This window comes from Nonomuraea sp. NPDC049028 (assembly GCF_043197735.1).
In the GTDB taxonomy this organism is placed as follows: Bacteria; Actinomycetota; Actinomycetes; order Streptosporangiales; family Streptosporangiaceae; genus Nonomuraea.
Genome location: NZ_JBICTR010000009.1, coordinates 497185 through 514935 on the forward strand (window position 1 = coordinate 497185; position 17751 = coordinate 514935).

30 protein-coding genes and 1 pseudogene are annotated in these 17751 nt (G+C 66.0%); 8 read left to right on the forward strand and 23 right to left on the reverse strand.

Going from position 1 to position 17751, the window contains the following annotated elements; genetic code table 11:
• Window positions 1–41 precede the first annotated feature (41 nt).
• The gene (locus tag ACGFJ2_RS36055; RefSeq protein WP_393476008.1) at window positions 42–335 is read left to right on the forward strand and encodes a hypothetical protein; all 294 of its coding nucleotides are present in this window, start codon (window positions 42–44) and stop codon (window positions 333–335) included.
• Here the strand turns inward: ACGFJ2_RS36055 and ACGFJ2_RS36060 are convergent.
• From ACGFJ2_RS36060 to ACGFJ2_RS36095, 8 genes are all read right to left on the reverse strand, one after another.
• On the reverse strand, window positions 332–2056 hold the full coding sequence (locus ACGFJ2_RS36060; RefSeq protein ID WP_393476011.1) for a hypothetical protein: 1725 nt from the start codon (window positions 2054–2056) through the stop codon (window positions 332–334). The genes ACGFJ2_RS36055 and ACGFJ2_RS36060 overlap by 4 nt on opposite strands.
• Window positions 2057–2072: 16 nt before the next feature.
• Window positions 2073–3560: a phage terminase large subunit gene (terL, locus tag ACGFJ2_RS36065; protein WP_393476014.1), complete on the reverse strand. Its 1488-nt coding sequence runs from the start codon at window positions 3558–3560 to the stop codon at window positions 2073–2075.
• Between the two features lie 132 nt (window positions 3561–3692).
• Window positions 3693–4094 carry a hypothetical protein gene (locus ACGFJ2_RS36070; RefSeq protein ID WP_393476017.1) on the reverse strand — a complete coding sequence of 134 codons (402 nt, stop codon included), beginning with the start codon at window positions 4092–4094 and terminating at the stop codon, window positions 3693–3695.
• A gap of 463 nt (window positions 4095–4557) precedes the next feature.
• Window positions 4558–4881: a hypothetical protein gene (locus tag ACGFJ2_RS36075; protein ID WP_393476019.1), complete on the reverse strand. Its 324-nt coding sequence runs from the start codon at window positions 4879–4881 to the stop codon at window positions 4558–4560.
• Window positions 4868–5335 (reverse strand): hypothetical protein, encoded by a 468-nt coding sequence (locus tag ACGFJ2_RS36080; protein WP_393476022.1) that lies wholly within the window; start codon window positions 5333–5335, stop codon window positions 4868–4870. The genes ACGFJ2_RS36075 and ACGFJ2_RS36080 overlap by 14 nt, the downstream gene beginning before the upstream one ends.
• A 295-nt stretch (window positions 5336–5630) precedes the next feature.
• Entirely contained in the window at window positions 5631–5846 is a 216-nt protein-coding gene (locus tag ACGFJ2_RS36085) for a hypothetical protein (protein WP_393476025.1), read from the reverse strand.
• A 91-nt stretch (window positions 5847–5937) separates the two neighbouring features.
• A complete protein-coding gene (locus ACGFJ2_RS36090; protein ID WP_393476028.1) occupies window positions 5938–6081 on the reverse strand; it encodes a hypothetical protein in 144 nt (47 codons plus the stop codon).
• An 18-nt stretch (window positions 6082–6099) separates the two neighbouring features.
• On the reverse strand, window positions 6100–6408 hold the full coding sequence (locus ACGFJ2_RS36095) for a hypothetical protein (protein ID WP_393476031.1): 309 nt from the start codon (window positions 6406–6408) through the stop codon (window positions 6100–6102).
• A 201-nt stretch (window positions 6409–6609) separates the two neighbouring features.
• Here ACGFJ2_RS36095 and ACGFJ2_RS36100 point away from each other — a divergent pair, with 201 nt between their 5' ends.
• The 4 genes from ACGFJ2_RS36100 to ACGFJ2_RS36115 all read left to right on the forward strand — a co-directional run bounded on the left by ACGFJ2_RS36100 (window position 6610) and on the right by ACGFJ2_RS36115 (window position 8946).
• Window positions 6610–7587: a hypothetical protein gene (locus ACGFJ2_RS36100; RefSeq protein WP_393476034.1), complete on the forward strand. Its 978-nt coding sequence runs from the start codon at window positions 6610–6612 to the stop codon at window positions 7585–7587.
• Window positions 7588–7731: 144 nt separating this feature from the next.
• Window positions 7732–8175, forward strand: a complete 444-nt coding sequence (locus tag ACGFJ2_RS36105; protein WP_358178934.1) for a hypothetical protein — start codon at window positions 7732–7734, stop codon at window positions 8173–8175.
• Window positions 8176–8259: 84 nt separating this feature from the next.
• On the forward strand, window positions 8260–8682 hold the full coding sequence (locus ACGFJ2_RS36110) for a hypothetical protein (RefSeq protein WP_393476037.1): 423 nt from the start codon (window positions 8260–8262) through the stop codon (window positions 8680–8682).
• 87 nt (window positions 8683–8769) lie between these two features.
• The gene (locus ACGFJ2_RS36115; protein WP_358178930.1) at window positions 8770–8946 is read left to right on the forward strand and encodes a hypothetical protein; all 177 of its coding nucleotides are present in this window, start codon (window positions 8770–8772) and stop codon (window positions 8944–8946) included.
• A gap of 324 nt (window positions 8947–9270) precedes the next feature.
• On the opposite strand, the gene ACGFJ2_RS36120 is transcribed toward ACGFJ2_RS36115, so the two are convergent.
• Genes ACGFJ2_RS36120 through ACGFJ2_RS36130 form a run of 3 tightly spaced genes read right to left on the reverse strand, consistent with a single transcriptional unit; the run spans window position 9271 to window position 10233 of the window.
• Complete coding sequence (locus tag ACGFJ2_RS36120) at window positions 9271–9726, reverse strand: hypothetical protein (protein WP_357961983.1); 456 nt, start codon at window positions 9724–9726, stop codon at window positions 9271–9273.
• A 2-nt stretch (window positions 9727–9728) separates the two neighbouring features.
• Window positions 9729–9962: a hypothetical protein gene (locus ACGFJ2_RS36125; RefSeq protein ID WP_357961981.1), complete on the reverse strand. Its 234-nt coding sequence runs from the start codon at window positions 9960–9962 to the stop codon at window positions 9729–9731.
• A complete protein-coding gene (locus tag ACGFJ2_RS36130) occupies window positions 9949–10233 on the reverse strand; it encodes a hypothetical protein (RefSeq protein ID WP_357961978.1) in 285 nt (94 codons plus the stop codon). Before ACGFJ2_RS36130 ends, ACGFJ2_RS36125 begins: the two co-directional genes overlap by 14 nt.
• A 45-nt stretch (window positions 10234–10278) precedes the next feature.
• On the opposite strand from ACGFJ2_RS36130, the gene ACGFJ2_RS36135 reads away from it, so the two are divergent.
• The gene (locus ACGFJ2_RS36135) at window positions 10279–10746 is read left to right on the forward strand and encodes a hypothetical protein (RefSeq protein WP_358178928.1); all 468 of its coding nucleotides are present in this window, start codon (window positions 10279–10281) and stop codon (window positions 10744–10746) included.
• On the opposite strand, the gene ACGFJ2_RS36140 is transcribed toward ACGFJ2_RS36135, so the two are convergent.
• Window positions 10710–10949, reverse strand: coding sequence for a hypothetical protein (locus ACGFJ2_RS36140; protein ID WP_393476043.1), 240 nt, complete (start codon window positions 10947–10949; stop codon window positions 10710–10712). The genes ACGFJ2_RS36135 and ACGFJ2_RS36140 overlap by 37 nt on opposite strands.
• A 220-nt stretch (window positions 10950–11169) precedes the next feature.
• Between ACGFJ2_RS36140 and ACGFJ2_RS36145 the strand changes: the two genes are divergently transcribed.
• Entirely contained in the window at window positions 11170–11643 is a 474-nt protein-coding gene (locus ACGFJ2_RS36145; protein ID WP_393476046.1) for a hypothetical protein, read from the forward strand.
• A gap of 269 nt (window positions 11644–11912) precedes the next feature.
• Here the strand turns inward: ACGFJ2_RS36145 and ACGFJ2_RS36150 are convergent, their stop codons facing one another.
• From ACGFJ2_RS36150 to ACGFJ2_RS36175, 6 genes are all read right to left on the reverse strand, one after another.
• Window positions 11913–12158 carry a hypothetical protein gene (locus ACGFJ2_RS36150; protein ID WP_393476049.1) on the reverse strand — a complete coding sequence of 82 codons (246 nt, stop codon included), beginning with the start codon at window positions 12156–12158 and terminating at the stop codon, window positions 11913–11915.
• A 184-nt stretch (window positions 12159–12342) separates the two neighbouring features.
• The gene (locus ACGFJ2_RS36155; RefSeq protein WP_393476052.1) at window positions 12343–13176 is read right to left on the reverse strand and encodes a hypothetical protein; all 834 of its coding nucleotides are present in this window, start codon (window positions 13174–13176) and stop codon (window positions 12343–12345) included.
• A gap of 109 nt (window positions 13177–13285) precedes the next feature.
• Entirely contained in the window at window positions 13286–13471 is a 186-nt protein-coding gene (locus ACGFJ2_RS36160; RefSeq protein WP_357961961.1) for a hypothetical protein, read from the reverse strand.
• Between the two features lie 65 nt (window positions 13472–13536).
• A complete protein-coding gene (locus tag ACGFJ2_RS36165) occupies window positions 13537–13785 on the reverse strand; it encodes a hypothetical protein (protein WP_393476055.1) in 249 nt (82 codons plus the stop codon).
• 42 nt (window positions 13786–13827) lie between these two features.
• Window positions 13828–14007 (reverse strand): DUF6011 domain-containing protein, encoded by a 180-nt coding sequence (locus tag ACGFJ2_RS36170; RefSeq protein ID WP_393476058.1) that lies wholly within the window; start codon window positions 14005–14007, stop codon window positions 13828–13830.
• A gap of 110 nt (window positions 14008–14117) precedes the next feature.
• Complete coding sequence (locus ACGFJ2_RS36175) at window positions 14118–14549, reverse strand: hypothetical protein (protein WP_393476061.1); 432 nt, start codon at window positions 14547–14549, stop codon at window positions 14118–14120.
• Between the two features lie 481 nt (window positions 14550–15030).
• On the opposite strand from ACGFJ2_RS36175, the gene ACGFJ2_RS36180 reads away from it, so the two are divergent.
• Complete coding sequence (locus ACGFJ2_RS36180; protein WP_393476064.1) at window positions 15031–15639, forward strand: hypothetical protein; 609 nt, start codon at window positions 15031–15033, stop codon at window positions 15637–15639.
• Between the two features lie 139 nt (window positions 15640–15778).
• On the opposite strand, the pseudogene ACGFJ2_RS36185 reads toward ACGFJ2_RS36180, so the two are convergent.
• The 5 genes and pseudogenes from ACGFJ2_RS36185 to ACGFJ2_RS36205 form a co-directional block, all read right to left on the reverse strand.
• Window positions 15779–16586: pseudogene (locus ACGFJ2_RS36185) on the reverse strand (IS5 family transposase).
• Window positions 16587–16640: 54 nt separating this feature from the next.
• Window positions 16641–16799 (reverse strand): hypothetical protein, encoded by a 159-nt coding sequence (locus ACGFJ2_RS36190; RefSeq protein ID WP_393476067.1) that lies wholly within the window; start codon window positions 16797–16799, stop codon window positions 16641–16643.
• Window positions 16792–17085: a MazG-like family protein gene (locus ACGFJ2_RS36195; RefSeq protein ID WP_393476070.1), complete on the reverse strand. Its 294-nt coding sequence runs from the start codon at window positions 17083–17085 to the stop codon at window positions 16792–16794. Before ACGFJ2_RS36195 ends, ACGFJ2_RS36190 begins: the two co-directional genes overlap by 8 nt.
• Window positions 17086–17125: 40 nt before the next feature.
• Entirely contained in the window at window positions 17126–17491 is a 366-nt protein-coding gene (locus ACGFJ2_RS36200; RefSeq protein ID WP_393476073.1) for a hypothetical protein, read from the reverse strand.
• Window positions 17488–17751, reverse strand: a complete 264-nt coding sequence (locus tag ACGFJ2_RS36205) for a hypothetical protein (protein WP_393476076.1) — start codon at window positions 17749–17751, stop codon at window positions 17488–17490. The genes ACGFJ2_RS36200 and ACGFJ2_RS36205 overlap by 4 nt, the downstream gene beginning before the upstream one ends.

Sequence of the window (17751 nt, forward strand, 5' to 3'; positions counted from 1 at the left end):
AAGGCCATAACCTGCATCACCTTTCGGGTTAGCCTCGCGACATGGACTCCGACCTCACCGTTTTGGCTGCCATCCGCGCGTTGACCGGCGTTATTCGAGCCTTCGAACTGCACGCGGATGCGAACCCCGATGATGCGGTGCTCCTTCACTCCGATGCGAATTCGCTCCGGACTATCCGCGATGACCTTCTCCAGGACAGCCCCTACTCGCTCGACTACGCCAGGGAGGACCACGGGGCTTCGCGCGAGTGGTGCCGTGCCGTAGGCCGCTTGACTGAAGGCAGCGATGCTTGGGGCTTCGAGCCGTCCCGTGATCCCTGGGGGTCACGGGACTAGTTCGCGCCCTCCGCCTCGTCCTCTTCTGCCTGGTCTGCCGTGTCCGACTCGCCTGTGCCAGGGTCGCTCTCCGGCGGGTCCGGTTGACGGCCGGCCAGCATGCGGGCTGGGTCTTCGCCGCGACGGAAGGCGTCCACGGCTGCTTGGCCTGCCGCTCCGGACGCGCCTTCGGGTGGCTTGTAGTTGCCGTCGTCGTCGGTGAGCAACTCGAGGATGCTGTCTGTGTCTCGGACCCCCAGCGCTTCCAGGAGGAGGCGTACGACGATGAGTGGCGGCAGGTAGGTGGTGCTGTCCGCTTTGACGATCGAGTCGATGATGACCGCGGGGTCGAGGTCGTCGATGTCGGGGAAGGACACGTCGATGGTGCGGTCGGTGTCCTGCGCCAGTTGGACGATCTCCTGGCCGTCTTCGTCTCGCGACACCGTGCCTTTGAGCGGGCCTTGCGGCGCTTTGACGGCTTGGTCGATGACGTAGTCGAGGATCCGCCGGTCGGCTTCCGACCACACTGAGCGGCGGAGTTCCATGCTGCGTTCGGTCGGGGTGTCGAGCGTTTCAGCGGTTGCTCTGGCCCCGGTGGTGCCGGGGTCGCCGAGCAGCATCGTCACTGGCACGTCCAAAGCGGCGGCGACCATGGCGGCCAGCGGGCGCCCGGACTCGGAGTCGATGGTGGCGCCCGACTTAGGCACTGCTTCCAGCGCCATCTCGGGCGTAAGAAGGGCGGTCGCGCCGGCGCGTTGCGGCTCTCCCGAGTACCGGTCGGTGGCTGGCGCGGCGGCCATCCGCTGCCGGACTTGTGCCTGCTTGGATCCCTTGGAGGTGAGTCGCCACGCGAACCGGGACAGCGCCTTGATGAGCACTGCCCAGTCGGTCAGGAACTCGCGGTAGGCGTTGGCCCAGTCGATCGCGGCGTAGCTGTCGGGGATGCCGAACTTCCAGCCGAGCTGCGAGTTGACTTTGACGTGGTAGACGGGGGCGTCCCAGTACACCTCGGCCAGAGCAGAGTCGCCGTAGGTGGGGAACGTCAACTTCCGCGGTTTGACCGGCGGGTTGTAACCAAGCGCCGGATAGTAGGCGACCATCCGCTCCTGCACCATTCCGGCGCCGGTGCGGCGGTCCTGCCACCACTCGCGCCGGTAGAACCACGGCTCGGAGCGGTCCTCGGGGTTGCATACGACGTCGGTGATCTCATCCCACGGCAGCGTCCGCACCTGCACGCGGCCCGTACGAGGGCTGGTGAACAGGGCGAGGAACACGTTGCCGTCGGTGTAGAGCGCCCGCTCCAACTCCTCATGAGCTTGATCGCCTGAGAAGGTGCGGCGGTTGCCCTGGTCGGTGACGAACTTCTGGACGACGTCGTTGACGTCCTGCCCCTGCTCCCCCGTCGCGCGGGCGGAGATCTGGACGCCCTGTCCCCAGATGTAGCCGGTCCGCAGGGACAGGCCGCGACGCAGCAGAGGCGACTTGATCGCCATGATGCGGCAGACTGCGGTGATCTGCTGCAATCCTTCGCGGGTGAACTCCCGCTCGGCGTAGGCGGTGAGCTTCTGCCAGCCGGGCTCGTACATGCGGTTCTCAAGGTCGGCCAGCGACTCTTGCAGGTGCGCGACCATGTCGCGTTCCGCCCGCACCACCTCAGCCATCTCGGTACGGCCGGTGGCCCGGTACCACGTCTCGCGGATGGGTCCAGCGAACGTCTCTCGCAGGGAGGCGGCAAAGCCCACAACGCCTCCTCGGGTTTCAGTAAGGCGAGATGGTGTAGCCGTCGATGTCTTCGTCCAGCTCGCTGGCGTCCACGATCAGTGACCCGGCCAGGATCGGCGCGAGCAGCATCCGGTTGATCGCCTGCGTACAGCCGTCCACCTGGTCGTCATGACTGCCGTTGGGAAAGCCTGCATGTTCGTCGATGAAGTCGCCCACCCACGGACACAGTTCGGGCGCCGGCAGATAGACGGAGCCCGCCTCTATGAACGGGGTGACGGCGCGGGCTCGCGCCTCCTTGCTGCCGTCCGGCTCGACCGGGATGAGGCCGGGCACCTGGCGGCGCAGTGAGTTGATGACCGCGGTTCCGTTGGCCTTGTCCTCGACCAGCTTCAACGTGGCTTGGGGCCACTTCGCGGCCATGCGCCGTAGTGCCGCGCACGTCTCCGTGAATGACAGCCGGTCGTGGACCTGGTCGAGCAGGAACATCTCTAACCCGTGCCGCGCCCAGACCTGGCCCACCACGTAGTCGGAGCCGTCGGTGTCCTTAAACGCCATGTCCCACGACATGCAAACCTCATCGGCGCCTGGCGCCCAGTGAGAGCCGTCCTCACGGACGGTCCAGCGCTGCGAGGTGTACTCGCGCCACCACTCCCGCAGGAAGATATCGCCAGCGGCCGGCGCCGGTCGGCCTTGGTAGAGGCTGGCCCAAGTACGGGACCCGGAGCGGACCTTGATGGCCTCCCACTGCTCCTTTGTCCGACCTCGGGCCGACCGAAGGTACTCGCCCGGCTCGCGGTCGAGAGGGTCCGTTTCGCCCTTGTTCGGGTTGTGGTCGGCCTGGGCCGGAACGTTGACCACCCGCCACAGGTGCCCGTCCTCCGCGGCGAGCAGACGGCCGGCGAGGTCGTCTTCATGCCAGCGCGTGAGGATCAGCACGACGGGGGCGCCAGGTGCGAGACGGGTCGCCGCGACGTCGGTCCACCAGTCCCAGGCCCGCTCTCGGTAGGTGGGCGAGTCGGCTTGAGCCCGGTCCTTGATCGGATCGTCGATGATCATGAGATCTACTGGGCGCCCAGTCAGGGCCCCGCCGATACCGGCCGCGTAGACGCCGCCCTCGTGCCCGGTCAATTGCCACTCATGCTGGGCCGACAGGTCGTCGCGGACTGCGAGGCCAAGCTCGGAGGCGTGGACAGTGATGTCGTCGCGGATGGCCCTACCCCAGCGTCGGGCAACGCCGTGCTCGTAGGAGGCGATGGCGATCCGGGTGTCGGGTCGTTGCGTCAGCGCCCAGAGCGGGAAGCGTCGCGAGGTCCGCTGACTCTTCCCTTCCTGCGGCGCGCAACTGATGATCAGGCGCCCATCGGGAGTGTCAACCAAGCGGACCAGTTCGGCGTCCAGCAGGTCGAGCATGGGGGTTTGACGGGTCTTGGGGTCGAAGTGCTGCGCCAGCGCGCCGGGCGTGGCCCAGCGGCGGCGCGGCGGCTCGAACATGCGGGCTGCGGCTTCCCACGCGGTCAACGTCACGGCCGCTCCTCACGCACTGTAGCTGCGAGGCGGGATCACGCCGACCAGCAAATCCCTTGATCACTCTTGTGGTCGCTAACCGGCGGAGTACCCGAGTTCCTCGCGCTTCGCGAGCTTCAATCTCACGCAGTGTTACGAGACGGCGCGGAGGTGGCGCGGGACGACAGTCGGAACAAGAGCCTGCTGCTCCGGCGTCAGAACCAGGTCGTCGAGGATTCGCTGGATCACACCGCCCAGAAGCGCGCCCTGCTGCTCAGCCAGACGCACCTGCCGCTCGGCGATACCCGCCGCGATAGCCGCCTTGCACACGTCCGTCTGATGCTTGCGTTCTGCCTGATAGAGCGTCAGCCACACGTTCGGCTTCGCGGCCTTCGTCGTGTCGATCCCGGTGAACTCGCCAGCGCCCTTGTCGACCTCTTCGACGACGCCCCACACAAGGTCGTCCTCTTCGATCTCGCGGACCTTCTGCTGCAGCCACGCCACATGACCGGCTGTGCGATGCACCTCTTCGAGCAGGGCCTCGGCAGGCCCCACCTCGCGAGGCAGACCGTACGTCGCTACCGCCTTACGGGCCAGCTCAGACTGGGCAGCGACCTTGTGACTCGTTGTAGAGCCGCCATGCAGCTTGCACTTTCCTGTCCCAGCGTGAGCGGTTCCCCAGCCCTGAGGCCGATGGCACCAGCCGCCTTCTTCCCCGCGCTTCTTACCGTGGCAGTAGGACCCGTCACAGCAGGTGTCACGCTCCCCATCGCCGGGCGCAGTTGTCATGACCCCACCTCTGCTCGGTGTGCTCTAGCGAGATGGTCGACGGCTGTGGCCCACAGGGCGGCGACGGTGGCCACTGCGGGATCTACGTACGGGGTGCCGTGAGCCGAGTAGTAGGCGAGGACGTTCCCGTCGCAGTCCTGGCAGCGCAGCGCTACTCCTCCGCCTGCATCACCGGATAGGTGGAGGCGAGAGTCGAGCAGAGCAGCGATGAGGGCGTCAGTGGGAACCTTCACGTCTTCGCTTCCTCGGTAGAGCCATCGCCTCGATATGCGGCAAGAGCCTCGCGTACCTGGTCTTCGCTCCAGTCGCAGGAGTCCCACCACTCGATGGCCTTCCACACGTCGCGGAGACGGGTGATGCGGGTCTCGGCCCGGACCTGCCACTGACGGAGCATGACGAGCAGCTCTTCGGTCTCTCGTGCCGCGTCTTCTGCCCAGCCCAAACCGGCGAGGCGGGCGGACATCTGCTTTAGGTTGTAGCGGTGCCCGAGCAGGTCGTCGAGGTCCTGGATGTCGCACAGGTAGTCGTACGAGCCGCCGCTAATCGCGATCACCCACGTCCAGCCCAAAGCGCTTGCGGATGGCGAGGTCTTCGGGTGAGCCGGGATCGTGGTTCTCTATCCGAAGGCCAATCGGGGCGGGAGCTGCGGCGTGGTCGACGAAAGCCCGGTTGACGCCCAGATCGGCAGGATGGCGGGCGGCCTCCAGGACCAGGGCTCGGACGTCTGCGAAGTCGAAGCCGCTGGCGAGGAGTTCGTCGCGGTAGGCAGCAAGCTTGTTGGCGGTGGAGATCTGCGGCTCCACACGTGCGCCAAGTTCCGGGCTGGAATCCCGCAGGTCTACCGGCTCTTCCGGGATGTTCAGGAGTCGGCCGCAAGACGGGCATCTGGCCTTGTCTCCTGGGATGTTCACGCCGTCTCCGCCGCAGGAGCAGCGCCAGTGCATCTTCTCGATCGTGGTCGAGTCGTAGGCGTACGTCTTATAGGCGTAGACGACGCGGGCGGTCACCGCTTCCTCCCGCGAGAGCGGCAGCGACGATGGTACTCAGCCTTGACTCCGTGGGAGCGCGGGTGCGTACGGCCGAATACCAGCCGGTAGCCGGACCAGAGCAGGCGGCCCCGCAGCTTGACCGCGTATGGCCCCGTCCGCTCCAGGAGTGACGCGGAGACTACGAGGAACCGTTGTGTCTTGGACAGCATCTCGATCGGCGTGGGCGGGCCAGTGACGAACTGCAGATCCGACACAGTCTCTCCGAGATCAACAGGTTCGCCGGTCGCGGGAACCCATGAGACTCGGACCGTGGTCATCGGTCACCTGCCGACTCGCACTCCACAGCCACGATGTGACGGGTGGCAAGGATGACTCTCGACCCGTCCGGCTGGTCGAAGGTGAGAGTGCCGTTCTCCTGCCCAACCAGGGTGGCGAGTCGCTGCTTGCATTCGTCAAGGCTCGCGAAGTCGCTGGTGCGCTGCGCGTACTGAACGCCAGTGGTCACGGTGAACTTGAGGTCGATGTGCATGGTTTCTCCCGGATGTGCGAGGACCCCGAGTCCGGGAGGTCTCGGGGTCCTCTTACCTGCGGTGGCGAACCGCAGGGGCGTGGGTGAGGGGCTAGCTGTGGATCAGGTTGGTCTGGGCGAGTGCCACCAAAGTCAGGCCGACGAATAGCAGAACGTGCAGCCACGACTTCTGGATGGCGGCGACGATCGCGCCAGCCGCGAAGACTACGACGGCGAGAAGGAACAGGATGTCCATGAGAGACCTCCTCGGAAGTCAGCTGATCTTCACTGGTCTGCCTTCGATCACCGGGATCTCAGGCGAGGCGGTGATGCGGACGTACGGCACATAGGTGCCGGGAGCGGCGGAAAGGTCGAAGTCGCTGCCGGGCCCGATGAGGATCTGGGCGACCGTCTGGCCGTCCTCGTCCGTCCCCCACTGGGCTGTTTTCCAGCCAACGGGGTCGGGGCGAAGCGGATAGAGGCGGACCTGCATCTCCACCTGGAGGGTCACAACGTCGACGGGGCCGTCGACGGCGACGTCCAGATACTCCTTCGACTCGCGCGGGACCTCCCGTACCTGCATCGGCGGCCCTCCTCTCAGCGTGTTGCAGCCCAGCGGCGTTGAGACGTGTCCGCCGCCCAGCCGTTGCGGCCAGCCGATGGGCTGAACCAGCGGCGACGTTCCGGCCGATCGCTGAGGTGGACGTCGATGTCACCGATCTGACCGGTCGAAACGGACGGCGCCGGGATAGACGCCACCGCGGCTACGACGGGAGGCCGTGCCGTGCTGGAGATCAGCGCGGCGGGAACGGACGCGAACGCCTGGACGGCTGCCGCTGTGGCAGCGACCAGGGATGCGGTGGTCGGTGTCGGTACCGCGGCTGTAGCAAGGACGACCGCGGGCAGGGCGGTGGAGCTCGCGCCGGCCGATGGTGCCGGGATGTTGGCCGTGGTCGTGACGACCGCGGGCTGCGCTGTCGCGTTGCCGCCGGCCGCGACGGTGGGCGCCGGGATGTCAGCCGACGCCGTCACCACACTGGGTGTGGCTGTGGCTCCCGTACTGCTGTCTGGGCTCGGGATCGCCGCAGAAGCGCTCACCACGCCGGGAGACGCCGTCGAGCCAGCGGAGATCGCCGGGACTCCTACGGAAGCCGTAGCGGCCACCACAGACGGGCTCGCGGTGGATCCAGCCGTCACGGCCGGGGCCGGGATTGAGGCCGACGCTTGGACTGTGCTGGGGGACGCGGTCGTCGAGCTGCCCGATTGGACGCTCGGTGATGGAATCGACGCGACTGCGGAGACGACCGCCGGTGTGGCGGTCATGTCGTTGGCCACGCTTGGCGCCGGGATGGCGGCCGTCGCGGTAACGGTCGCAGGCGTAGCCACCTGTCCCGTGGCCACGGTAGGGGCGAGGACGGACGCCGTGGCCTGGACCGTCGCAGGTGATGCTGTGGAGCCAGCCGACACGCTCGGAGCTGGAACCGCAGCAACAGCTGTGACCGCAGGAGGACTCGCGGTTGAACCCGTCGCGGTCGCCGGCGTGGGGATGGTGGTGGTCGCCGGAACCACAGCCGGAGACGCGGTCGCCCCGGTGGAGGCGGTGGGCGCCGGGATGATGGCTGTGGCCCCGACGACGCTTGGGGCGGCTGTAGAGCCGGTGAAGACGTTCGGCGCGGGGACGGAAGCGGTGGCCGTGACGACTGCCGGGGAGGCCGCTGTGACGGCTGTGACGGTCGGAACGGGCACGCTCGCGGTCGCCTGAACCACTGCGGGCGAAGCGGTAGAGCCCGCGTGCGGTGTAGGAGCAGGGACGCTGGCGGTGGCCTGAACGACGGCAGGGCTTGCCGTGCTGCCCGTCGAGGTTGACGGGCCAGGAACCGACGCCGTGGCGGCTACCACGCCTGGCGTGGCCCTGGAACCGGCCGAGGTCGCAGGAGCGGAGACACTCGCCGTGGCTGCTACGACGGCCGGTGAGGCTGTCGAGCCGGCGCTGGGAGTCGGCGACGGGACCGAGGTAGTGCCCGTGACGGCCGCAGGCGTGGCGGTGGCGCTGCCGGTGGCGGGGGTGAGCGCGATCGACCAGGCGCCGATGGGGCCGCTCGTGCCGCCGAACGTGCGGGTTCCAGTCGCGCCGGCGACGCTGATGACCTGGTCGGCTTCGGCGTTGTACGCGAACGTCGAGGGCGGTGTCCGGAGTGTCATCCCGGACGGGGCGGTCATGTCGTGGACGACCTCGTCGGCGTACAGGCAGATGAGCCACGAGTTGGCGGCCGTGGTGGTGACGGACGGCGCGACCGCAGATGCGGCGGCGGACTGGGCGGTCACCAGCGTCGAGGAGGCGGCCCGGTAGCACAGGATGTCCACAATTGGGCCACCGCCGCCTCCGGCCCAGTTGAGGGCGGGGCTGGAGGCGCCTACGGTGATGGTCCAGGCGTTGGCGCTGAAGGAGCCGCCCGCCCGGTTGAAGCCGATCTGCGCCCACCCGGCCGGCCCGGTCAGGGCTGTCGCGTCCTGGGCGATGGCGAGCAGGATGTCACCCTGTTGCGCCCCCGCAGGCAGGACGCCGGTGAGGCTCTCGGCGTGGGAGGCGGCCACGAACTCGATGCCGCCGACGGACGTCGCAGGTGCGGGGACGGACGCGACCGCCGCAACCACGGCAGGTGTAGCGGTGGAGCCTGCGATGGTCGTCGCAGACGGGATACTCGCGGTTGCCGACACCACAGACGGGGTCGCGGTAGCGGACGTGCCACCGGACGGGACCGTCAGCGTGAATCCGATACGGGCCGTTGCTGAGATCGTGCCGGAAGCGGTGAAGTTCGCGGCGGACGTCGCGCTCCCGCTCACCAGCGTCCGATAGCCGACCGTCGCGGTCGGGTAGCCGCCGTGGTTGACATCCGCCGACGCAGGCTCGGTGAACCCCGCGGCAACGGTAAGCGTCCGGACGGTGCCTGCGCCGTTGCAGCCCGCGAACCGGACCTCCAGGTCAGTCGACCCGGTCGGGGTGATGCCCGGCGTGGCGATAGCGGTGCCGGTGCCGGAGGTCGAGTTCGCTGTTGTGGACGGTGCGCTTCCGCCCGACACTGCGACCAGGATGCCGACACTGAACGCGGACGAGTGGTGAGACAAGCTGTATGTGGACGGCTCGGATCCGCCCGCCGTTCGCACCCACACCTTGCCGTGCAGGTCGGAGGAGGAGGCGGCGTCGACGCTGCCGATCTGCGTCCAGCCTGAGGGGGTGACCATGTCGGTCAACGCCCCGAAGTCGGCGTACTGGCACAGGACCAGCACGTCTCCGGAGACCACGCCGGACGGTTTGGCGATCGTGTACGGGGTGGTCCCGCTGTCGGCGATGGTGTGGGAGCGGTACGCCGCAGGCACGCCGACCCCCCGACATGCGAAAACCGCCCGGCGGCGGCAGAGTCAGGCGGCGTTTACGCAGATCAGGCTAGGCGAGAGTGATCCGCCAGATCCCCGATGCCGACCAGGTGATTGCCAGCGTCCCGGCGGAAGTGCTGTACGAGCTACCTAGGTCGACTAGGGCATACGCGTTCTTGCCCGCCAGGGTGTTGTCGTAGACAAGAACCCCGCGAGCACCGGTGATGGTGGAGCTGGTCCACGAGGTGTCTGCGGCATCGAACGTGGCGATACCCGACGCGCCGGTGAACGTGGTGGAACCTAGCGTCGCCCCGCCAGCGGTGTAGCCGGTGCCGGACAGTTCGGTTCCGGAGTAGACGCCTGCCGCGTAGGCGGCGCTCGCCGCCGCCGCATTGAAGTCCGGAGTGATCGTTGACGGGTACAGGGCGACCTTGATGGTGTCGCCATCCAGGTTGGCCGCGAGCTGGGTGGTGTCGTAGATGTCGACGACCGTGGCCACGAACAGGCCAGACTGAGTGATCGACACGGCTAAACCTCCTCATCCACGAACGCGTCTCCGCCGACCACGACGCCCTCAGAGCGGCGCTCGGCGCGGGCGGCCCGCAGCGCCTCGGCGGCAGTTTGCTTGGCCGCCCTTGTCTGCTCGGTCGGACTGTTGGCGTACTCCTGCTTGGCGGCTTCGAGGTCGTCTTCGAGGCGGGCTTCCGCTCGCAGCGCGGCGGCGCGAGCCTCTAGCTCCTCGGCAAGATCAAGGCTCGACACGAGAGCCCTCCTTCGGGATGGTGGCGAAGATGGTTTCGGGGCTCTTGATATGCACGCTCTGCTGGTCTCGGCCGTGCTGGATCACGTCGTTGCCGAGCTGGTCGGTGGTCGCCTTGAAGCGCCGGCCAGTGCGGTCGTGGCCTTCGCGTACCTGATCGTGGGTGGCGTGGGTCCAGCCCTGAGGGCGGGTCTGCGGGCTCTTGTCGCGCAGCCACTCGGCGTAGGTCAGGCCCGTGCTCTCGTAGGTCCAGCGGGTCGGCGAAAGGGCCACGCGACCACCTCCGGGCATGCGAAAGAGCCCGCATAGAGGCGGGCATTGGAGGACGATCAGCGGGTGGAAGAGTGGGCGAAACTCATCGAAGCGATCAGCGGGCTGGTTTCAGGGCTGGCCTGGCCAGTCGCGGTAGTGCTCGCCGTGTGGCTGATCATGCGGCGGCACAACGCGGCGTTCAGCAGGTTGATCGACCGCATCACGTCGTTGCAGTTCCCTGGCGGACAGATCGATCTGGCCGCAGCCGCTGCCGCACGGCGGGAAGAGGTAGATGAGCTCGCAGAGCAGGTGGCCAACCAAGACGTAGCAGAAGATCGGCGGGTGGTAGTACGCGAGCTTGCCGCGTCGGCCGTTGAACTCGGAGCGATCGAACAGTCCCGCAGGATCGCTGACATCCTTGGCTCGCTGTCTAGCGAGACGCAGTCTTCTGCCGTGGAGGCGGCACTTGCCGAACTGGCTGTACGCGGCCACCACCCTCAGTTGTCGGTGCGTGTGCGCGGCACCCGCGTGTAGTCCTCGCCGGAGATCGGCTCGACCTCGTCCGCTTGGAACCAGACCGGGCGCGGCTCCTGATGGCCGCCACGGTAGCCAGACGAGATCTCCACGATCTCGACGAGGTACTCCCTGGCGCCGTCCGCGTTCTTGCGCCACTCCAGCAGGAAACCCGCGCCGGACGGGTGGCCGGGAAGACGTACAGACGGTGGGTCGCCCTGCATGCGGTCAGGATATCCAGCGCGTCGAACGTTCATTCGACTCAGGGTCGCCATCAACCAAGCAAAAGTCACGATAAGATAACGATGCCTATCGCTGGTGTCCATCTACATAGTGCCGGATAGCACCGGAGAATGACGAGTGGTGCCGGATAGTTTCGTGGACAACCAGGCGTGCCGAAATTGTCCGCCACACGCCGCCGACCTGCTATGTCATCGTCGTTCTATGCCTTCATTCGAGCAACGACAGCAGGTCGGAGACATCCACGAAGTTCGCGTCAAGCGCGAGCTCGAAGCGCGCGGCTGGATAGTAGATCCGCAAGGACAGGCGACCCTCTCCGAGCAGATCCGCAGAGCGGTGAGTCGCACCCGCTGGAAGAACGCTCCAGACCTCATCGCAGCCCGCGACGGCGACGTGGTGGCCATCGACGCGAAGGACCGCATGTCGTCCGCCGAGACGGGCCGGTACGCCATCTCTCGCGAGTGCGTCAGCTTCGGCATTCAGTTCGTCGCCGCGTTCGACGTCCCGATCTTCTACGTGTTCGGCAACCTCGGCGTACTCACGCCGCAGGAAGTGATGGCGTACAGAACGACCGGTGCACGAGCGATGGGCGGCTCGTACTACCTCGTGAACGGCAGGCTGGCCCACCAGTTCGACGACGTATTCGGCAGGCCAGTCAACACGAACGCGGCGGCCTGAGGCCCTTCGAGTCGGACAGGTGGTGGCCGCGCAGCAGAGCCACCGCAGGAGTTGGAGTTGATGCGCGCCCGAGCTCCGGTGACCCCTACGCTGAGCCGGGCGCGCGCTTTGGGGTGGTGACGGCCTGGCCTACGCCCGTGGACCCCTCAGATCCCGCAGACCAGGCCGACACCGGGTGGGGCTCCACGCCGACTCCCACGGGGGAGGGAGACGACGGAGCGGCACGCTCCTTGCACCAGGAGCGCGCGACTTGGGATGTCTAGCGGTGTCTAGGCAGCAGCAGAGAGGGAGGAGCGCAACTCGTCGCGCTCCTCAGGGGTGGCCGGCACAGGCTCACCGCGGTGGAGTTGGCGGGCGATCGTGGCGATGTCCAGCCAGTCGTACCAGGCGGTCTTGCCGAGCTTGAGCAACTTGCGGGCGTGGTGCCGGGATGCCCACACGCGGACAGTCGGCTCGGGCTTGCCGAGACGCACAGCGGCGGCGGCGATCGTGATCCGCTCAGGACGGTCGGGCATGCTGGACACCCCCAGACATGCGAAAAGGCCCCCGACACGTCCGCGCCTGAGAGCCTTTGATCCCACCTTGATTCCGATTTATAACAGGTCACCAGCCGAAACGCCAACTATGGCGCGCCGGAGCGCGGGTTTCGTGGCCGCCCATCCCGCCGACGTGGCGGGGCGGCGACCACAGTTCAACGGTTCAGGCTCGCCTACTGCCCGCATCGTCCAGTAAGGCGACTCGAACGCCGCCCCGCCGGTAGGTTTTCACCGGCTCGGCCCGGACCTTGGTTAGCTCGCTGTACTCCTCCTGGTCGTACTCGCAGCGGCAGGTACGGCAACGAGCTCCGTCGGGTCGCCCATCATCGTCGAGGACCTCATACAGCTCCGCGAACCCGCAATCGCAGTACACGCCGGACAGGTGACGTGCCGCCCGCTTGGTGTCGGTCAGGAACGCTCGGCACCGATAGGCCAGATGCAGGAGTTCGAGGCCGGCGTCGACTCCGGACAGGTCTTCGATGCTGTCGCCGCGGGGCATTGGTTCGGCGGGCAGGGCGAGCAGCGCGTCGAGGTGGGCGGCGAGGATCGTCCACGCCTGCGTGAGGATCGCACCATCACGCCGGCGCCGGGATGTCACGGTGTCCAGCACGGCGAGGCGTGCCACAGTACGGACTCGTTCTTCCCACGATACGAGCGTGGCGAGCAGGAGCCGCAGCAGTTCGTCCGCGGGCAGCGACAGAGGTACGGGCGCGGTCTTCGACATGGCGACGATCGGTCCTCCCCCAGCTGCGGCGAACGTCTTGTCGAGCCTTTGGTGGACGCGCACGAACAGCATCGGCAGATCGTTGAGGGCTTTCGCTACGGCGTTGCGGTCCTGGTGACAGAACGCCTGATAGGTGAGGGCAGGGAGACGGACCGTCTTGGCGCCCTGCGCTACCAGGCGCGGGTCGGAGCATCGGTCGCCGCGGGCGCATTCGCGCTGTCCTTGGTCGCGCCAGTAACCGTCGTCGGCGTTCGGGTCAGAGTGCATCCACATGTCGATCTCCCCGATGGTCGTACGCTGTTCGGGAGACCTGTTGTGGCTGTGGGGTCTGGTGGGGTTGTGGGCGGTCTCTCGCTGGCGGGCGGGAGGCCGTCTCTGTCGTTTACCGTCTTCGCTGGTCGGCTGTCTGTCCGTGTTCGATCAGCCACGTTCCCACATCGATCAGCTGGTTGCCGTCCAGGCGGACGCCGACAGCGATCAGGTAGGACTCACCCGAGCGCGGCCCGTGGTGTAGCTCTACACCGGGCAGGCGGGGATGGCGGGTGATGAGGGCGAGAGAATCGTGCATCGTGCGATCATTATCGCAGATGAGAGTCTGGCGCATGTCGGGACGTGGGATCGGCAGCAATCGTCTCACTGCGTGGTGTGTGTGGCGAGAATGCGCTCCCAGAACGGCTCCAGGTCGGCGCCGCTGATACGGGCGTAGTGGACGCGGGTGCGGTCTCGGTAGACGGCCACCTCCGTGTACGGGTCGCCGTGGTCAAAGCCGGTGTGGAGGCTGGTCCAGTCGTCGGGGTGCGGTCGCCAGTCGGGGAACGCGATCTGTGCTGCGGTGTCGCGGAGGGTTTTGGTGTGCTGTGGGGGGCGGTTCTGGTGGTGCACTATCCCACATTGGCATGTCGTGTCCACGATCGGACGGATTGACTACTGCTCGTCCTCGAAAAGGGCCGTCTGACCGTCCACGTCCCAGCCGCTCGGGACTCCCGTGATGCGGAGAGGCCGACGAGGTGTGAGACCGAGCTTGGATGCGCAGTCCGGGCCGAGTCCGCGCTGGCGGGATTCTGGCGTCTTCAGGGTGTGCTTGCAGGCTGCGCAGCGGGTCACGTGCTCTCGGATGGAGGGGTCGTCGAGGTCGAGGAGAAGTGTCAGCAGCGCGGCATCAACGCTCCTGCTGTGCTGCGACCGGTACTACGAACTGTGTCAGTGTCGGCGCCTCAAGGAGTAATCGGCCAAGAGAGACTGACGGACACCCCCCAAGGAAACCCGGCGCTGATACCGAAGTCGGCTGCTCCCAATGCGGCACCGGCGAAACCCAACGCCCTTCCGAGGACGTTGTACAGCTGATGAAGCCGGGTGATGATACTTGCACTCCATCCAGCCAGGGTTTGCTTGAGCGGACTTTCAGGCCCGTAAAAACGCACCATGGCGTCTGATATGACCGATGCCCAGGCTTCCACGACCACGAGGACGTAGCGAGCCTCCTCGATCTCCAGAGGGGGGTGGTCCTCCTCGATGGCGACGTCGATGTTGATGCGCTGTTGGATTTCCTCTAGCAGAGAGTTGAGACCGTCCTCATCTCTTTCTGAAGCGAGTTGACGAGCCCTTTCGGCTACGTAAGCTCGGAGTGTGGTGTCTGGCACATTCATGGGCTCATCCTTTAGCACGGCGACAGGCCACTTTGATCATGGCCATAGTGCCGCGCCCTCTACGGGGGCAACCGCCCTGTGTTCCGTCACCGTGTCTTGAAAACTTCCCCAAGGTCAACGGCCCCCCTCTTGGGGGTCACGGTCCGCCTCCTGCTCAGAGATCTGCTCGTCGCGGCTTCGGGCGAGATAGCCAGCCTCGAACCCTGCACGCCACATGCCGTGCCAGGCCACCGCTTTGTCGCCTCGGTTCAGGACGATGCCTCTCCAATGGCGGTCGGGCCGCGCGATCGACATTTGAGCGTAATAAGTTGAGCGCGACTATGTAGTAGAACAGATTTTCCTGTCTTCAGGTATACCCGATCATTGATTGGGCATAGAAGGTGAAGGGTGGCTGAAATCGATATGGCTCAACTTTTGCCATAAAATATCCAAAATTAGCCATCCATCCCTTGCGTAGCATTTCGACAACTGGGAGGCACCCGTGAATAGCCAGAGTCACCAAATCTTCGATGGTACCTTCGAAGGTATCTGGAAGGATTTCGACGAAGCCTTCCGCGCCAACCTTCTCAAAACGATCGGCCAGATGGGATCCCTCCACAGGCTCTCTGGCGACCAGGAGAAGATCAATGCCGAGTACGGTAGACGCTTCTATGAAGCCCTCGAAGAGACGCTAGTATCCGGTAGATTCATCTCCAAATGGAAGAACTCACTAGTCAACCCTATCCCTAAAAGCGCCGATGAGCTAACAGAAATATTCCAGCTTCACTCCGTCTACCCATCACACGCCTTCTACCTATTGCTCGTCTTTATCCATGAACATCCCTTGCGCGGTTTTTTCTCTGGCAGGGGAGCGCCAATTCCATTCAATACACTTACCCTCAAATTCGAGCAACTTTTGAGCGATCCACTACCTACGGGGGTAAATTACGAATTGGAAATGATCCAACTGGATCGTTGTCCTGGACTCGCCTATGATTCCGAGGTTTCGTCGACCCAGGAGTTGGATGCCTCACACACGCTCCCGTTGCGGTCGCCAAGCCGTCACCCTCAGCATCACTGGAGAGACCTGATCTGGGTGTGGCATTTCTGATCAGATCTAAGAGACGGCATGCAGCCACGTCTCCTCTGTGGGCAGCATGGCGTCGGCAAGGTCTTCGGCTTCGACGATGACGCGCCTGTAGGTGACGACCAGCGCGTGGAAGGCCGCCTTAGAGGTCCTAACAAAGGACCTATCGGACGAGGCGTCGCCAGCAGATGATCGCGGCGGCGAGGGTCATGAATGCTTCGTGGATGTCGTCGCGGATCTCCCAGCGGATGCGCAGGCGGCGGAACCAGCGCAGGAGGGCTATCGTTCGATCACCCAGCGGCGAACGCCCAGGCCGGAGCCGTGCGGGGTGCCCCGCCGGGCGATGTGCGGGCGAATGCCGACGCGCCAGACCCGGCGACGGTAGACGTCATGGTCGTAGCCACGGTCGGCGTATAAGCAGGCAGGACGCTTGCGCGGCCGGCCGTGCCGACCGCGCACAGGCGGAATCGCCTTGATCAGCGGCAGCAGTTGGGTGACGTCGTTGCGGTTGCCGCCGGTCAGCGACAACGCGAGCGGGATGCCGTTGCCCTCGGCACTGACATGGTGTTTCGAGCCCGGCTTGCCGCGGTCGACCGGGCTCGGCCCGGTTTTGGGCCGCCCTTGAGCGCCCGCACGTGCGAGCTGTCGATCACCGCCTTGGACCAGTCCAGCTGACCGGCGGCATGCAACTCGGCCAGCAGCAGCCGGTGCAACTCGTCCCAGACTCCGGCTTGATGCCAGTCCCGCAGCCGCCGCCAGCACGTCATGCCCGAGCCGAAGCCCAGCTCCTGCGGTAGGAACTCCCACGGGATCGGGGTGTAGAGCGCGAACAAGATCCCGCACAACGCCTTACGGTCATCCAGCCGCTTGCGCCCCGGATGACGGGCACGCCGCCGCACTTTCGGCAACAACGGCTCGATCCGCTCCCACAAGCTGTCCGAGACGATCCACGGCAGTTGCTCACCCTTCATCACACCTCACCCAACGACAATCATCACCGTAAGGATGCGGGCCATCTCATTCTGTTATGACCTCTTAGGCGCCTCTTCGGCTTCCTCGAACCCTCCCAAGTACGGGGCGAGCGCTTCTTTGATGACCACGTCGTGAGGGATGTCCTCAGGCCGGAAGTCCTCGTGGTCGACGGCCGCTGCGGCTTGTACGGCTTCTGCTGGGATCTCAGGCACGGCTGGCCTCCAGGGCTGCGACACGGTCACTGATCTTGCGGAGTTTGGACTGGAACACGTCCTGCGGGTCATCCACGACGGAGCCGAGAGCAACCATGGCGGTCACGATGACGTCGCACAGTTCGTCAGCGACGTCTTCGCGGGTGTGGGAAGCGGGCTTGCGCGGGTTCTGGCCGAGTTCGCCGATGCGGGCTTGGACGGCCTCGCCGAATTCTTCGCCGATCTTCATGATGCGCAACGTGATCTCGTGGTCGTCGCGGCCGTTGTTGTGGTCCAGCCACGCCACCAGCTCTGCGATCGTGGGCCATGGCCTTGCTGGGATGGGTTCAGGCATCGGACTCTCCGTTCGCGAGATCGCGGGCTCGGACCTTGTCCGCCCAGTCAGCAGCAGCGAGGAATGCCATGCCGATGCGTCGGGCCTCTTCAGGCTCCAGCGGGACAATGTCGTCGTCGTAGCAGTGCGGGTGGTTCACAAACACGCTGGCCGGAGTTTCGTCCGGGTCCACGACCCGGATGGCCCATCGGTCGGCAGAGGTCCATACGGGGCCAGGCAGGTGCTTGCCCTCTTCGATTCGGTTCGGCTTCGGATTGACCCGCGTGTCGATGTCGCCGAGCAGCCCGGCTGCTTCCTGGCGGAGTTCGGCGAGGCGCGCAATCAGGGCGGGATGGATCGCGGGCTCTGGCGCGGTCACTCGGACACCTCCGGAGGTTCGCGGTAACTGTCGAGGTAGGCGTCGTCCTCGCCCACCGTCCCAGCGACAAGGCGAGCTACGAGGTCCGCTTCCCAAGAGCCGGGGCGGCCTGAGATGAGCGCGTATGAGCCCTCAGGCTGGCGGGCTGCCACGGTGGCGAGGGCGGCGGCCAGCCAGCCGGGGAAGTCCTGCTGGAGGGCGACGGCATCGCTCAGGGCGTCTACCGCCCTACGCCCGTACGGTGTGTCCGTGATGGCCAC